At 74.4% G+C, this 14318-nt stretch carries 14 protein-coding genes; 1 reads left to right on the top strand and 13 read right to left on the bottom strand.

Going from position 1 to position 14318, the window contains the following annotated elements; genetic code table 11:
• Positions 1-19 precede the first annotated feature (19 nt).
• The 10 genes from AB0J00_RS18815 to dacB form a co-directional block, all read right to left on the bottom strand.
• The gene (locus AB0J00_RS18815) at positions 20-529 is read right to left on the bottom strand and encodes a DUF3180 domain-containing protein (RefSeq protein WP_357747680.1); all 510 of its coding nucleotides are present in this window, start codon (positions 527-529) and stop codon (positions 20-22) included.
• Positions 526-1029 carry a 2-amino-4-hydroxy-6-hydroxymethyldihydropteridine diphosphokinase gene (gene folK / locus AB0J00_RS18820; RefSeq protein WP_357747682.1) on the bottom strand — a complete coding sequence of 168 codons (504 nt, stop codon included), beginning with the start codon at positions 1027-1029 and terminating at the stop codon, positions 526-528. Before folK ends, AB0J00_RS18815 begins: the two co-directional genes overlap by 4 nt.
• Positions 1026-1400 carry a dihydroneopterin aldolase gene (folB, locus tag AB0J00_RS18825; protein WP_357747684.1) on the bottom strand — a complete coding sequence of 125 codons (375 nt, stop codon included), beginning with the start codon at positions 1398-1400 and terminating at the stop codon, positions 1026-1028. The genes folK and folB overlap by 4 nt, the downstream gene beginning before the upstream one ends.
• Positions 1393-2244 (bottom strand): dihydropteroate synthase, encoded by an 852-nt coding sequence (folP, locus tag AB0J00_RS18830; RefSeq protein ID WP_357747686.1) that lies wholly within the window; start codon positions 2242-2244, stop codon positions 1393-1395. Before folP ends, folB begins: the two co-directional genes overlap by 8 nt.
• Before the next feature lie 78 nt (positions 2245-2322).
• On the bottom strand, positions 2323-2901 hold the full coding sequence (gene folE, locus AB0J00_RS18835; RefSeq protein WP_357747783.1) for a GTP cyclohydrolase I FolE: 579 nt from the start codon (positions 2899-2901) through the stop codon (positions 2323-2325).
• Positions 2902-2978: 77 nt separating this feature from the next.
• The gene (ftsH, locus tag AB0J00_RS18840; RefSeq protein WP_357747688.1) at positions 2979-4976 is read right to left on the bottom strand and encodes an ATP-dependent zinc metalloprotease FtsH; all 1998 of its coding nucleotides are present in this window, start codon (positions 4974-4976) and stop codon (positions 2979-2981) included.
• 209 nt (positions 4977-5185) lie between these two features.
• Positions 5186-5743, bottom strand: a complete 558-nt coding sequence (hpt, locus tag AB0J00_RS18845; RefSeq protein ID WP_357747785.1) for a hypoxanthine phosphoribosyltransferase — start codon at positions 5741-5743, stop codon at positions 5186-5188.
• Between the two features lie 109 nt (positions 5744-5852).
• The gene (gene tilS, locus AB0J00_RS18850) at positions 5853-6848 is read right to left on the bottom strand and encodes a tRNA lysidine(34) synthetase TilS (RefSeq protein WP_357747691.1); all 996 of its coding nucleotides are present in this window, start codon (positions 6846-6848) and stop codon (positions 5853-5855) included.
• Positions 6849-6870: 22 nt separating this feature from the next.
• Positions 6871-7965 (bottom strand): zinc-dependent metalloprotease, encoded by a 1095-nt coding sequence (locus tag AB0J00_RS18855; protein ID WP_357747694.1) that lies wholly within the window; start codon positions 7963-7965, stop codon positions 6871-6873.
• Positions 7966-8004: 39 nt separating this feature from the next.
• Positions 8005-10611: a D-alanyl-D-alanine carboxypeptidase/D-alanyl-D-alanine-endopeptidase gene (gene dacB, locus AB0J00_RS18860; RefSeq protein ID WP_357747696.1), complete on the bottom strand. Its 2607-nt coding sequence runs from the start codon at positions 10609-10611 to the stop codon at positions 8005-8007.
• Positions 10612-10929: 318 nt separating this feature from the next.
• Between dacB and AB0J00_RS18865 the strand changes: the two genes are divergently transcribed.
• The gene (locus tag AB0J00_RS18865) at positions 10930-11421 is read left to right on the top strand and encodes an inorganic diphosphatase (RefSeq protein ID WP_357747698.1); all 492 of its coding nucleotides are present in this window, start codon (positions 10930-10932) and stop codon (positions 11419-11421) included.
• A 62-nt stretch (positions 11422-11483) separates the two neighbouring features.
• Here the strand turns inward: AB0J00_RS18865 and AB0J00_RS18870 are convergent, their stop codons facing one another.
• Genes AB0J00_RS18870 through AB0J00_RS18880 form a run of 3 tightly spaced genes read right to left on the bottom strand, consistent with a single transcriptional unit; the run spans position 11484 to position 14192 of the window.
• A complete protein-coding gene (locus AB0J00_RS18870) occupies positions 11484-12236 on the bottom strand; it encodes an amino acid ABC transporter ATP-binding protein (protein WP_357747788.1) in 753 nt (250 codons plus the stop codon).
• A 59-nt stretch (positions 12237-12295) separates the two neighbouring features.
• Positions 12296-13252, bottom strand: a complete 957-nt coding sequence (locus AB0J00_RS18875; protein ID WP_357747701.1) for an amino acid ABC transporter permease — start codon at positions 13250-13252, stop codon at positions 12296-12298.
• A gap of 1 nt (position 13253) precedes the next feature.
• The gene (locus AB0J00_RS18880) at positions 13254-14192 is read right to left on the bottom strand and encodes an ABC transporter substrate-binding protein (protein ID WP_357747703.1); all 939 of its coding nucleotides are present in this window, start codon (positions 14190-14192) and stop codon (positions 13254-13256) included.
• Between the last annotated feature and the right edge of the window lie 126 nt (positions 14193-14318).

The raw sequence follows: 14318 nt of genomic DNA on the forward strand, positions 1-14318 counted from the left end.
GCGGGTCACGGCGGGCGGGCTAGGCGCGGACGCCGTTGGGGGGCTGCTCGTCGTCCTCGGGCGGGATCTTGCAGACGTGCTCGAGCCACAGCGCGGCGACCGCGAGGCCCGCGGCGCACAGCACCCCGATCACGCCGGTGACGGTGTCGCCGCGGGCGGCGGTGAGCCGGGCGAGCGACGGCACGGTGTGCAGCAGCACGCCCGCCCACACACCGGTGAAGACCGCCCCCACCCAGGCGCTGGCCTGGGCGACGACCACCAGCCGGGCGACCAGCAGCGGCTCGACCGGTCGCAGCGCCGCCGGGCGCGCCACGCTGGCCGGGTCGCGGCGGGCCTGCCGCAGCGCCGACAGCCGCGAGCGCAGCGATCGGGCGCCGAGCGCCTCGGCGACCGCGAGCACGCCCAGCGGCAGCGGCTGCCACCACACCAGCCGGGGCAGGTCGCCGTAGCGGGTCCGCACCACCGCCCAGGTGGCGGCGGCCACCAGGACGGCGAGCAGCACCAGGTCGCGGCGGCGGACCGGGCTCACGCCAGCTGCTCCCAGCGGACCACGCCGGCCACGTCGTCGGCCGGCAGCGCGGCCACCAGGTCGGCGACCTTCCCGGCCCCGGGCAGCTCCGCGGTCGGCTCCAGCGACAGCCACGGCACGAGCACGAACGCCCGCTCGTGCGCCCGCGGGTGCGGCAGGGTGAGCTCCGGGTCGTCGGAGAGCACCGGGGTGCCGTCGTCCGCGGTGACGGTGACGACGTCGACGTCCAGCGTGCGGGCGCCCCACCGCACCTCGCGGGTGCGCCCGGCGGCCTGCTCCAGCTCGTGCGCGCGGGCCAGCCAGCCGGCGGCGTCCCGGACGCCGCGGACGACGACGATCGCGTTGAGGTACGGCGGCTGCTCGACCGGCCCCCACGGCGGCGTCTCGTAGAGCATCGAGCGGGCGACCAGCCCGTCGTCCTTGAGCGCGGTGATGGCGGCGCGCAGCGTGCCGGCGCGGTCCCCGAGGTTGGCGCCGAGGGAGAGGACCGCCCGGGTCATGCGCGCGTCCGGCGGATCGCGACCGTGACGTCGTCCGCCGGCACGCCGAGGTCGACCTCGGGCTTGTGCACGGTGATCTCGACGGCGGTCACGACCGGGTAGGACAGCGCGACGTCGGCCAGCCGCTGCGCGAGGGTCTCGAGCAGGTCGACAGGGTCGCCGGCGAGCACCGCGTGCAGCCGCTGGGCGAGCTCCGCGTAGTTGACCGTCAGCTCGAGGTCGTCGGTGGCGGCGGCCGGGGCGGTGTCCAGCTCGAGGACGGCGTCCGCGCGGAAGGTCTGCCCGTGCTCCCGCTCGGCCGGGTAGACCCCGTGGAAGCCGTGCGCGGTCAGCCCGCGCACCGTGATGCGGTCGGGGGTCGGATCAGCCACGTCGTCCTCCTGCGTTGCGGACCGCCTCCAGGGTGGCGATCGCGTCCAGCGACGGCACCGGCTCGTGCACGCGCACCCCCCACGCCCCGGCCTGCGCGGCCAGCAGCGAGATCGCGGCGGTCGCGGTCTCCCGGCCCTCCACGGGCCGGAGCCCGCCGTCGGGGCCGGCGAGCAGCCGGCCCAGGAAGGTCTTGCGGGAGGCGCCGACCAGCAGCGGCAGCCCGAGGGCGACCAGCCGGTCCAGCCCGGCGAGCAGCGCCCAGTTGTGCTCGGCGTTCTTGGCGAAGCCGAGGCCGGGGTCCAGCACCAGCTGCTCGGGCGCGACGCCCGCGGCGACGACGTCCTCGACCCGCGCGGTCAGCTCGGCCGCGACCTCGGTGACGACGTCGCCGTAGCGGGCCGCGGCGTACATCTCGCGGCTGTGCCCGCGCCAGTGCATGAGCACCCACGGCACGCCGCTGTCGGCGACCAGCCGGGCCATGCCGGCGTCGGCGAGCCCCCCGCTGACGTCGTTGACCAGCACCGCACCGGCGTCCAGCGCCGCCTCGGCCACCTCGGCGCGGGTGGTGTCGACGCTGACCCGCACCCCGGCGCCGGCGAGCTCGCGCACCACGGGGACGACGCGACGGCACTCCTCGCCGGTGTCGACCCGGTCGGCGCCCGGCCGGGTCGACTCACCTCCGACGTCGACGTAGGCCGCGCCGGCCTCGTGCATCGCCAGCCCGTGCGCGACCGCGGCCGCCGGGTCGGCGAACGTCCCGCCGTCGGAGAAGGAGTCGGGCGTGACGTTGAGGACGCCCATGACCAGGGTGCGGCCCGGCCGCGGGAGCTGGAGCGCCGTCACCGGCCGAGCCTTCTGGGCCGGTTCCGGCCCCGCTCCGCTCCTCGCTCGCCGGCGCTCGCTGCGATGCTCACGGCACCGTCACCGGCCGAGGATGAGGCTCATCGCCTCACTGCGCGTGGCCTGCTTCTCGCGGAAGATGCCGCGCACCGCCGAGGTCATCGTGGTCGACCCGGGCTTGCGGATCCCCCGCATCGCCATGCACAGGTGCTCGGCCTCGATCACCACGATGACGCCGCGCGGCTTGAGCACCTCGAAGAGGGCGTCGGCGATCTGCCGGGTCATCCGCTCCTGCACCTGCGGGCGCCGGGCGTAGACCTCGACCAGCCGTGCCAGCTTCGACAGGCCGGTCACCTTGCCGTCGGCACCGGGGATGTAGCCGACGTGCGCCTTGCCGTGGAAGGGCACCAGGTGGTGCTCGCAGGTCGAGTACATCGGGATGTCCTTGACCAGCACGAGCTCGTCGTGGTCCTCGGCGAAGGTCGTCGCCAGCACGTCGTACGGGTCCTGCGCCAGGCCGGCGAAGGTCTCCGCGTAGGCGCGGGCCACCCGGGCCGGGGTGTCGACCAGGCCGGGCCGGTCCGGGTCCTCGCCGATGGCGGCGAGGATCTCCCGGACGGCGGCCTCGATCCGCGGCGCGTCGATGCGGTCCGGGCGCAGGTCGCCGGCGGTGTCGCTGGTGCGCGGGTCCAGCCCCACGCCGTCCAGCGGCTCCGGCTCGGCGCGGTCGGCGGCGCTCACCGGCCCTGCGCCGGGGCGCCCACGTCCCCGACCGGCGCGGTGTCCGCGTGCCCGTTGGCCGCGGCCCGCTCGGCCGGGGTCTGCACCGGGCCGCGCTGCGACGGCGTCCGCTTGCCGAACCCGTTGTACGGGGCCAGCGACGGGCGCTTGGTCACCGGCGCGCAGATGCGGTCCATGTCCTCGCGGGACAGGGTCTCCTTCTCGATCAGCTCGAGCACCAGCGCGTCCAGGACGTCCCGGTACTCGACCAGGATCTCCCAGGCCTCGTCGTGCGCGGCCTCGATGAGCGCGCGGACCTCGCCGTCGATGTCGGCGGCGACCGCCTCGGAGTAGTCCGGCCGCGAGCCCATGTCCCGGCCGAGGAAGGGCTCGGAGTCGGTGCTGCCGTACTTCACCGCGCCCAGCTTGGCGCTCATGCCGTACTGGGTGACCATCGCCTTGGCCATCGAGGTGGCCTTCTCGATGTCGTTGCCGGCGCCGGTGGTGGGCTCGTGGAAGACGAGCTCCTCGGCGGCCCGGCCACCCAGCGCGTAGGCGAGGGTGTCGATCATCTCCGAGCGCGTCTGGGTGTACTTGTCCTCGGTCGGCAGCACGAGCGTGTGCCCCAGCGAGCGGCCGCGCGGCAGGATCGTCACCTTGTGCACCGGGTCGAGGTTGGGCATCGCGTGCGCCACCAGGGCGTGCCCGCCCTCGTGGTAGGCGGTGACCTTCTTCTCCTTGTCGCTCATCGCCCGGGTCTTGCGCTCCGGGCCGGCGATGACGCGGTCGATCGCCTCCTCGAGGGTCTCGTCGGTGATCACCGTGCCGTTGTGGCGGGCGGTGAGCAGCGCGGCCTCGTTGAGGACGTTGGCCAGGTCGGCGCCGGTGAAGCCCGGCGTCCGGCGGGCGACGGTCTCCAGGTCGACGTCGGGCGCCAGCGGCTTGCCGGTGGCGTGCACCTTCAGGACGGCGACGCGGCCGAGCAGGTCGGGGCGGTCGACGGCGATCTGCCGGTCGAAGCGGCCCGGGCGCAGCAGCGCGGGGTCGAGGATGTCCGGCCGGTTGGTCGCGGCGATGAGGATGACGCCGCCCTTGACGTCGAAGCCGTCCATCTCGACGAGCATCTGGTTGAGCGTCTGCTCGCGCTCGTCGTGGCCGCCGCCCATGCCAGCGCCGCGGTGCCGGCCGACGGCGTCGATCTCGTCGATGAAGATGATCGCCGGCGCGTTCTCCTTGGCCTGGTTGAACAGGTCGCGGACGCGGCTGGCGCCGACACCGACGAACATCTCGACGAAGTCCGACCCGGAGATCGAGTAGAACGGCACGCCCGCCTCGCCGGCCACCGCGCGGGCCAGCAGCGTCTTGCCGGTCCCGGGCGGACCGAACAGCAGCACGCCCTTGGGGATCTTCGCGCCGATGGCCTGGAACTTGACCGGGTTCTGCAGGAAGTCCTTGATCTCGTGCAGTTCCTCGACGGCCTCGTCGGCGCCGGCGACGTCGGCGAACGTCGTCTTGGGGGTGTCCTTGGTGACCTGCTTGGCCTTGGACTTGCCGAAGGCCATGACGCCCCGGCCGCCGCCCTGCATCGAGTTGAACAGCCAGAACAGCAGGCCGAGCAGCAGGATGAAGGGCAGGAAGCTGAACAGCAGGTTCAGGAAGAGGTTGTCCTGGCTGACGTGCGTGTCGAAGCGGACCGCGTTGTCACCGGTGGCCGACGTCTGCGAGTCGGTGCCTCGGACCAGGTCGAAGATGTCGTCCGACGCGCCGGCCGGGTAGGACGTGGTGATCTTGTCCTTGCCGTCGACCGGCGACTTCAGGTCCAGATCGAGCGTCTGTTCCTTGTCGTTGATCGTGACCTCGTCGACGTTGCCGTCGGAGAACTGGGCCAGCGCCACCGAGGTCGGCACGGAGTCGTAACCGCCGTTGCCCCGGAACAGGCTGGACCCGATGACGACGATGACGAGGACGAGGACCACCCAGAGCCAGGGCGACCGGACCATCTTCTTACGTTCCATACACCGATGCCGGGCGCATCCGGGGCGGGCCCCAGGTGCCCGTCGACCCTCCTGATCGTCGGGAACGCCGCCCACGCGGAGGTGGGCCACCCCGGCGCTGGACGACGTCGTTGCGACGACGGTACACCGGCCGACCTGTGTCCCCGCTGGCCGCGACCCGCCCGCAGGCTGGGTGTCCGGCGGCCCGGGCCGGGGTCAGGAGCCGGGCGTCAGGAGGAGTAGACCTCGGGCTTGAGCGTGCCGATGTAGGGCAGGTCCCGGTAGCGCTCGGCGTAGTCCAGGCCGTACCCGACGACGAACTCGTTGGGGATGTCGAAGCCGACGTACCTGACCGGCACCTCGACCTTGATCGCGTCGGGCTTGCGCAGCAGCGCGCAGACCTCGAGGCTCGCCGGCCGGCGGGCGCCGAGGTTCTTCAGCAGCCAGGACAGCGTCAGGCCGGAGTCGATGATGTCCTCGAGCACCAGCACGTGCTTGTCGGCGATGTCCCGGTCGAGGTCCTTGAGGATGCGGACCACGCCGGAGGAGCTGGTGGAGCTGCCGTAGGACGAGACGGCCATGAACTCCATCTGGGTGGGCAGCTGCAGCGCCCGGGCGAAGTCGGACATGAACAGCACGGCGCCCTTGAGCACGCCGACCAGCAGCACCTCGCGGCCGGCGTAGTCGACGGCGATCTCCGTGGCGAGCTGCTCGATCTTCTCCTGGATCTGCGCCTCGGTGAGCAGCACGTGGTCGATGTCCGGGCCGTAGCCGTGGTCGGGACCCAGGGGACCGGCTGCCGGCGCTCCGGTGGCGGTGGGGGCGGCGGACTCGGTCACGGCAGGAGCTCCTCGTCAGGGCGGGCAGGGTGGTGCAGAGCAGTTCGTCGGGGGCGCGTCAGCCGGCGCCGGGGGCTGCCGCGGGCGGCTCCGCCGCGGCGGTCCGGGCGGCCGGCTGCAGGACCAGCCTGCCAGACGCCCGGACGGCGGCCGTACCTCCGGGTAGGTGGACGGGACCCTGCCCCCTCCACCGGGTGACGAGCGCGTCGACGGCGGCGAGGTGGACCGCCTGCAGGTCCGGCACCCCTCGCCCGCGCAGCCAGCCCCGCAGCACCCGGCGGCGCACCGCGTCGGGCAGCGCGGCCAGCGGCCCGGAGTCCAGGTCGGCGCCCACGGTCAGCCGGGTCAACTGCTCGGCGGCCAGGTCGTCGAGGGCGGTGAGGTCCTCCCGCAGCAGCTGGGCGGTGCGGGCCAGCGCCGGCGCGACGCCCCCGCCGAGCACCTCCTCCAGCAGCGGCAGCACCTCGGTGCGCAGCCGCACCCGGGAGAACCGGGGGTCGGTGTTCCAGGGGTCGTCCCACACCGGGAGGTCCTGGTCGGCGCAGGCCTGCCGGGTGGTGGCCCGCCGCACGCCGAGCAGCGGCCGCCACCAGCGGACCCCGCCGTCCACCCGGTCGGCGACCATGCCGGCCACCGAGCGCGGGCCGGACCCGCGGCCGAGCCCGAGCAGGACGGTCTCGGCCTGGTCGTCGAGGGTGTGCCCGAGCGCGATCCGCGCACCGTGCGCGCCGGCCACCCGGGCCAGCGCTGCGTACCGGGCGGTGCGGGCGGCCGCCTCGGGTCCCCCGTCGTCGCCGACGGTCACCGGGAGGGTGCGCACCGGGTCGAGCCCAAGCCCGCGCAGCAGCTCCGCCGTGGCGGCCGCGCGGTCGGCCGAGCCGGCCTGCAGGCCGTGGTCGACGGTCACCCCGCCCACCGCGACCCCGGCGGCGCGCGCCTCGAACGCCAGCGCGGCGGCCAGCGCGAGGGAGTCCGCTCCCCCGCTGCAGGCGACCAGCACCGGCTGCGCCGAGGAGCGCAGGCCCGGCCGGACGGCGGACCGCAGCGCGGCCACCGCGGGTGCGGGGCCGACCACCTCAGGCGGGCAGGGCGGGGGTGGAGCGCAGCACCCGCTCGACCCAGGCGCGCGGCTCGGTGAGCTCCTCCTTGCGCGGGAGGTTCTCCGGGCGCTCCCACACCTGGTTGAACCCGGCCATGCCGGCGAGGTCGACGACCCCGGACACGAACACCCGCCCGTCGGCGTACTGCTGCATCTTCTGCTCCAGGCCCAGCAGCCGGCGGAGCACCCGGTCGACCGGCCCGCGGCCCTTGCGGCGCTGGGCGAACCGCTTGCGCAGGGTGCGCACCGACGGCACGACCTCCGGGCCGACGCCGTCCATCACGTACTCGGCGTGCCCCTCGACCAGGCTCATCACCGCGGTGACCCGGTCGAGCACGGCCTGCTGCTCGGGGTCGCTGACCAGGGCCATCAGGCCCTGCGGGCGGTCGTCGTCGGCGTCCCCGCCGCGCACCGCGTCGCCGAGGCTGCGGACGACGTCGGCCAGCCGCTCCCGGAGCACGTCGGTGCTGAGGTCGCTGACCTCGACGAACTGGCCGATCTGCTGCTCCAGGTGCGTGCGCAGCCAGGGGACGGCGGTGAACTGCAGCTGGTGGGTGACCTCGTGCAGGCAGACCCACAGCCGGAAGTCGCTGGGGTCGACGCCGAGCCGGCGCTCGGTCTCCACGATGTTCGGGGCGACGAGCAGCAGCCGGCCGCCGCTGCCGAACACCTCGTACTGGCCGAGCACCCGCGAGGACAGGAACGCCAGCACCGCGCCGGCCTGGGCGCCGGTGACCCGGGAGCCGATCGCGGCGGCGAACGGACCGGGGGTGCTGCCCTGCTTGAGCTGGAGGGCCTCGGCCAGCGGGTCGAGGACGGCGGACATGCCGAGGGTGTTCGCGTCGACCCAGCCCGGCCGGTCGACGACCGCGACGGTCGGCGTCGGCCCACCGGCGACCGGGTGCAGGCCGGTCAGGCCCTCGACGTGCGCGACGGCGGTCGCGGCTGCCTCGTGCAGCTCGGCGACGACGGCGGCCGCCTCGTCACGGGTCGTGGTGGGGCCGGGGCCCTGCAGCCGGCGAGCGGTGCGGCCGGCGAGGTCCCAGTCGACGAGCGAGGAGGCACGGCTCATCGGCCCACCGTACGTGCTGCCGGCGCCCCCGGAGAGGGGTCAGCGGCAGCCGCACCCGGCCAGGGCGTCGCCGACGACGTCGAGCGCGCCCTCGCCGGCCGTCAGCGCGCCCACCGTGCCGTCGGCCATGACGGCGAAGGCGAGCAGCCGCCCGTCGGCGGTGACCACCGTGCCGGCCAGGTCGTTGACCCCCAGCAGCGTGCCGGTCTTCGCCCGGACCGCGCCCGGGGCGCTCTTCCCGCCGGTGACCGCCCGGTCGGACAACGTGCCGTCGTAGCCGGCCACCGGCAGCCCGTTGAGCAGCCCGGAGGCGGCCGGCAGCGAGCCGTCGGCGGCGCCGCGGACCAGCCGGACCAGCAGCGCGGCCGGTACCCGGTCGTCCTGGGAGAGGCCGCTGCCATCGGTGAGGGTCAGCCCGCTGGTGTCGACGCCGGCCTTCGCGATCGCGTCGACGACCGCGGTGGCCGCGCCCTGGAAGCTGGCCGGCTGCTTCGCCGCGATCGCCACCTGCCGGGCCAGCGACTCGGCGAGCAGGTTGTCCGAGGCCTTGAGCGCCTGCTCCACCAGCCGCTCGACCGGCGCCGACCGGACGGTGCCCAGCGTCGCCGCACCGGACGGCGCGGTGCCGGTGGTGACCGCGGCCGCGGGGGCCCCGAGCGCCCGCGCGAGGGCCCGGCCCGCGTCGGTCGCGGGGTTCGCGCTGCGCATCGACTTCGGGTCGCCCGGGTCGGTGCGGGCGCCGTCGACGGCCACCGCGAGCACCGGGGCCGCGTAAGTGGAGGGTGCGTCGTCGGGCTGCCAGCCGGGACCGGTCGTGTCCCCGGAGTACAGCGAGGTGTCGACGACGACGCGGGTGACCGGCTGCCCGGCGAGGGCCTTCGTCACCTGGCCGGCGAGGTCGGCGACCGTGGGCGCGCCCGGGTAGCTCTGCGAGGGGTCGGTGGTCGACAGCGTGGGGTCGCCGCCGCCGACCAGGACCACCTCGCCCGGGGTGCTGCCGCTGACCACCTTCGTGGTGATCGTGTGCGAGGGGCCGAGGGTGGTGAGCGCGGCGACGGCGGTGACCAGCTTCGCCGTGGAGGCGGGCGTGGCGGGGTCGGCGGCGTCCCGGTCGTAGAGCACGGTGCCGGTGGCGACGTCGACGACCTGCGCCGACAGCCCGGTGCCGATCGTCGGCTTGTCCAGCAGCGGGCCGAGGACGCCGCTGAGGGTGCCGGGGTCGGGCATCGGGGCGGTCGAGGACAGCTCGGCGAGCACCGGCCGGGGCTCGCCGAGCTGGGGCAGGACGGCGTCCGGCACCGGTGCCGCGCCGGACGCGGAGCTGTCGCTGCCGGTCAGGTTGATCGCGACCAGCACCGCGCCGGCGACGACGGCCAGCGCGAGGACGAGCGAGACCAGCGCGATGAGCAGCTTCCGGCCCCGACCGCGCTTCACCGGTACGGCGACGGGGGCGGGGGTGGCCCCGGCCGGCGGGGCGGGCGTGGGGCGCGGCTGCGGCGTGGGCCGCACCGGCGGCGCCTGCTCGGCGGCCGGCCGGGGTGCCGCCGCAGGGGCCGGACGGCGGGGCGGCGGCACCGGCGGCAGACCGGCGGGCGTCGACCGGCGCTGCTGGCGGGCCGGTGGGGCGGACGGGACCGGCGGCGGCGCGTACGGCGCCGGCGCGGCGGGCGGCTCGGGCGCGACCGGCGGCTCGGGCTCGACGTACTGCTCGGGCCCGACGTACTGCTCGGGCTCGACGTGGGGCTGCGACTCGGGCGCTGCCTCGCGAACGGGCTCGACGTACTGCTCGGGCTCGACGTACGCCTCGGGCTCGGGCGCTGCCTCGCGAACCGGCTCGACGTACTGCTCGGGCTCCGGCTCGGCGTCGACCTCGGGCGCCGCCTCCGCTGCCGGCGCGACCGGCTCCGTGGCCGCCGGCTCGGGCTGGACCTCCGCGACGGCCTCGGGCTCGACGTCCACCTCGGGCTCGGCGTGCTGCTCCGCCTCGGGCTCGGCGTGCTGCTCGGCCTCGGCCGGGGTGGCGGCCTCCGGCTCGGGCGCGGTCTGCGGTGCGGGTTCGGCCGGGGGCTCGGGGGCGGTGAGGACTTCGGGCTCGGCGGCGTCCGCCGGGTCGACGGCCGTCTCGAGCGCCGGCTCGGCCTCCGCCGCCGGCTCTGCCTCGGCGACAGGCTGCTCCTCGGCAGCGGGCTCGACCTCGGCGACGGGCTCGGCCTCGGCAACGACCTCGGGGGCGGGCTCAGCGACCGGCTCGGCCTGCTCGGCCGGCTCGGGTGCGGCGGCGACGGGGGCGGTCTCGGCGGGCGGCTCGGTCTCGGCGGGCGGCTCCGCCTCGGCGACGACCTCGGGCTCCGACTCATCGGTGGGCTCGGCCTCGGCGACCGGCTCCGGCTCCGGCTCCGGCTCCGGCTCCGGCTCCGGCTCCGGCTCGACGACAGGCTCCGGCTCGGCAACCGGCTCGCTCTCCACAGCCGGCGCCGCCTCGACGGTCGGCTCCGGCTCGGCGACCGGCTCCGCCTCGGCGACCGGCTCCGGCTCGGCGACCGGCTCCGCCTCGACCACCGGCTCCGGCTCCGCGTCCTCGACGTCTGCCGCCGCGGGCTCGGGGACGGCCGCGTCCTGCGCCTCGTCGACAGCGGTCGACGGCACCTCGTCGACGGGCGCCGCCGGCTCGGCAGCGGACTCAGCGGGCTCGGCAGGGGCGGGGACGTCCTCCGCAGCGTCGTCCGAGGCGGGCTCGGCAGCGGCGGGGACCTGCTCCGCAGCGTCGTCCGGCGTGTCGGACGGGGCCGCTGGGGCCGGTGTGACACCGGAGGCCGTACCGTTCCCCATCGGCGTCGACGGTGTCGTCGACTGCTCCTCGTCTCCGGTGGCGGACTGCTGGTCCGGACCCGACGCGATGGTGGCCACCCCCCGATCTCGACATCCGCCGAGGTGCGGCGGACAGTCGTACGCCACACTATCCGCGTGCAGTTCGACGTGACGGTAGAAATCCCCAAGGGCCAGCGGAACAAGTACGAGCTGGACCACGCCACCGGACGCATCCGCCTCGACCGGATGCTGTTCACCTCGACCCGCTACCCGGCGGACTACGGGTACATCGAGGAGACCCTCGGTGAGGACGGCGATCCGCTCGACGCGCTGGTCCTGCTGGAGGAGCCGACGTTCCCCGGCTGCCTGATCACCTGCCGGGCGATCGGGATGTTCCGGATGACCGACGAGGCGGGTGGGGACGACAAGGTCCTGACCGTCCCGGCGACGGACCCCCGGATGGCCCACCTGCAGGACATCAGCGACGTGTCGGAGTTCGACCGCCTGGAGATCCAGCACTTCTTCGAGACCTACAAGGACCTCGAGCCGGGCAAGTCCGTCGAGGGTGCCGACTGGGTCGGCCGCGCCGAGGCCGAGGCCGAGATCGAGCGCTCGCGCCAGCGGGCCCGCGAGGCCACCGGCCACTGAGCCTCACGACGAGGGGGCGGTCACCGCTGCAGCGGTGACCGCCCCCTTCGGCGTGCCCGGCGTCAGAGGACGGCGGACAGGAACGCCTTCGTGCGCTCGTGCTGCGGGTCGGTCAGCACCTTCCGCGGGTCACCGGACTCGACGACGACGCCGTCGTCCATGAACACCACGGTGTCGCCCACCTCGCGGGCGAAGCCCATCTCGTGGGTGACCACGATCATCGTCATGCCGTCGGCCGCCAGGCCGCGCATCACGTCGAGCACCTCACCGACCAGCTCCGGGTCGAGCGCCGAGGTCGGCTCGTCGAAGAGCATCAGCTTGGGCTCCATGGCCAGCGCGCGGGCGATCGCGACGCGCTGCTGCTGACCGCCGGAGAGCTGGCTGGGGTAGTTGTGCGCCCGGTTGCCCAGGCCCACCCGCTCCAGCAGCTCCATGCCGCGCGCCCGGGCCGCGGCCTTGCCGACCCGCTTGACCCGGGTGGGCGCCTCGACCACGTTCTCCAGCGCCGTCATGTGCGGGAACAGGTTGAACCGCTGGAAGACCATGCCGATCTCCCGCCGCTGGGCGGCCACCTCGCGGTCGCGCAGCTCGTGCAGCTTGCCGCCGTGCTCCCGGTAGCCGACCAGGTCGCCGTCGACCCAGAGCCGGCCGGCGTTGATCTTCTCCAGGTGGTTGATGCACCGCAGGAAGGTCGACTTCCCCGACCCGGACGGGCCGATGATGCACATGACCTCACGCTCGGCGACCTGCAGGTCGATGCCCTTGAGGACCTCGACGTGGCCGAACGACTTGTGCACGGCCTCTGCCTTGACCATCAGGTGGCCGGCGGACGGCGGGGTGGGCGACGGCTGGTCCGACGCGCCGACGGCGGTGCTCAATGGGTGCTCCCGACTTCCTGCGCCCGGCGGGCGGCCCGCTGCGCCCTGGTCTCTGCGGTGCCGAACCCGCGGCTGAACCGGCGCTCCAGGAAGTACTGGCCGACCATCAGCACGCTGGCCAGCGCGACGTACCAGAGCACCGAGGCGATGGCCATCGGGAAGACCTGGAAGGTGCGCGCACCGATGGCCTGCAGCTGGAAGTTGAGCTCCGCGGTCACCGGGATGGCCACCAGCAGCGAGGTGTCCTTCAGCATGGCGATGGTCTCGTTGCCGGTGGGCGGGATGATCACCCGCATCGCCTGCGGCAGGACGACGCGGCGCATGGTGGCCGCGCGGCTCATGCCCAGCGCGCTGGCCGCCTCGGCCTGACCCGGGTCGACGGACTGGATGCCGGCCCGCACGATCTCGGCCATGTAGGCGCCCTCGGACAGCGACAGCCCGATCAGGCCGGCGGTGAACCCGGCGAAGATCTCGTTGCCGCTGAACGACGCGAACCGCAGGTCGCCGCTGAACCCGAACAGGTCCATGAGCTGCCGGTCGAAGGGGATGCCGAACGAGTACCGCTCGTACAGCGCGCCGAGGTTGCCGCAGACGAACAGCAGCACGTACCGCGGGATGGCCCGGAAGAACCACACGTACACCCAGGCCGCGCCGGACAGGATCGGGTTGGGCGAGAGCCGGAGCACCGCGAGGAGCACGCCCAGCGCGACGCCGATCAGCATCGCGAGCACGGTCATGACGACCGTCGTCCGGACGCCGCGCAGCACCGGGCCGCCGAACATGTTGTCGAACATGAACGACCACTGGAAGACGTCGTTCGTGACCAGCATGTGCACGAACATCGCCGCCAGCACCGCGATGACGGCGGCGGCGACCCAGCGGCCGGGGTGCCGGACCGGCACCGCCTGGATCTGCTCAGGCGGTGCCGGCCGGTCGGTGCTCGGGGGTGTCACGTCAGCCGACGGCGGGGTTCACCGCGGGGTCGGTGATCGCGCCGTCCTGGACGCCCCAGTTGTTCAGGACCTTCTCGTAGCTGCCGTCGTCGATCAGCGACTTGACCGCACCCTGCAGCGCCTGGGCGAACTGGGTCTGGTCCTTGGCCGTGACGTAGCCGTAGGGCGCGGAGTCGTAGATGTCGCCGAGCAGCTCGAGCTGGCCCTTGGTCTGCTTGACCGCGTAGGCCATGACCGGGGAGTCGGCCAGCACGGCGACGTCCTTGCCGGACACGACGGCGGCCGTGGCCTGGTCCTGACCGTCGTACTGGTCGATGGTGATGGCCTTCTTGCCGTCGGCCTCGCACTTCTGCGAGCGGGCGGTGACGTCGTCGACCTGGACGGTGCCGGTCTGGACGGCGATCTTCAGGCCGCAGGCGCTCTCCGGGTCGACCTTCTCCGGGTTGCCCTTCTTCGTCGCCCACTGGGTGCCGGCGGAGTAGTAGCTGACCATGTTGGCCGCCTGCAGCCGCTCGGCGTTGATGGTGAACGACGAGACGCCGGCCTCGTACTTGCCCGAGCCGACGCCGGCGATGATCGAGTCGAAGCCGGCGGTCTGGAACTGCGCCTTCAGGCCGAGCTTCTGCGCCACGAGGGTGAACAGGTCGACGTCGAAGCCCTCGATCGTCTTCCCGTCCTCGGCGAGGAACTCGCTGGGGGCGTAGGTGCTGTCGGTGCCGACCACGATGGTGCCGTCGCTGGCGATCGACTGCGGGACCAGCGCGGACAGGGCGTCGTCCTGGCTCACCGACGGCAGTGCCGCCCCGGCCGACGCCGACGACTCCCCGGCGGCGCCGGCGTCGCCGCCGCTGCCGGAGTCGTCACCGCACGCGCTCAGCGCCAGCGCACCGAGGAGGCCGGCGGTCAGCAGACCTCCGACACGAACCAGACGAATGGACACGGATCAGCTCCCTCACGAACAGATGTCGTACGGGAGACTAATGACAGCGTGTTACGGGCGGCGTCCCGTGTTCCCTCCGCGACCCGATCGCGACCTGTCCGTGACCTCTGACCAGCGGACCGTGAC

The sequence above is a fragment of the Modestobacter sp. NPDC049651 genome, assembly GCF_040659695.1.
Lineage (GTDB): Bacteria > Actinomycetota > Actinomycetes > Mycobacteriales > Geodermatophilaceae > Modestobacter.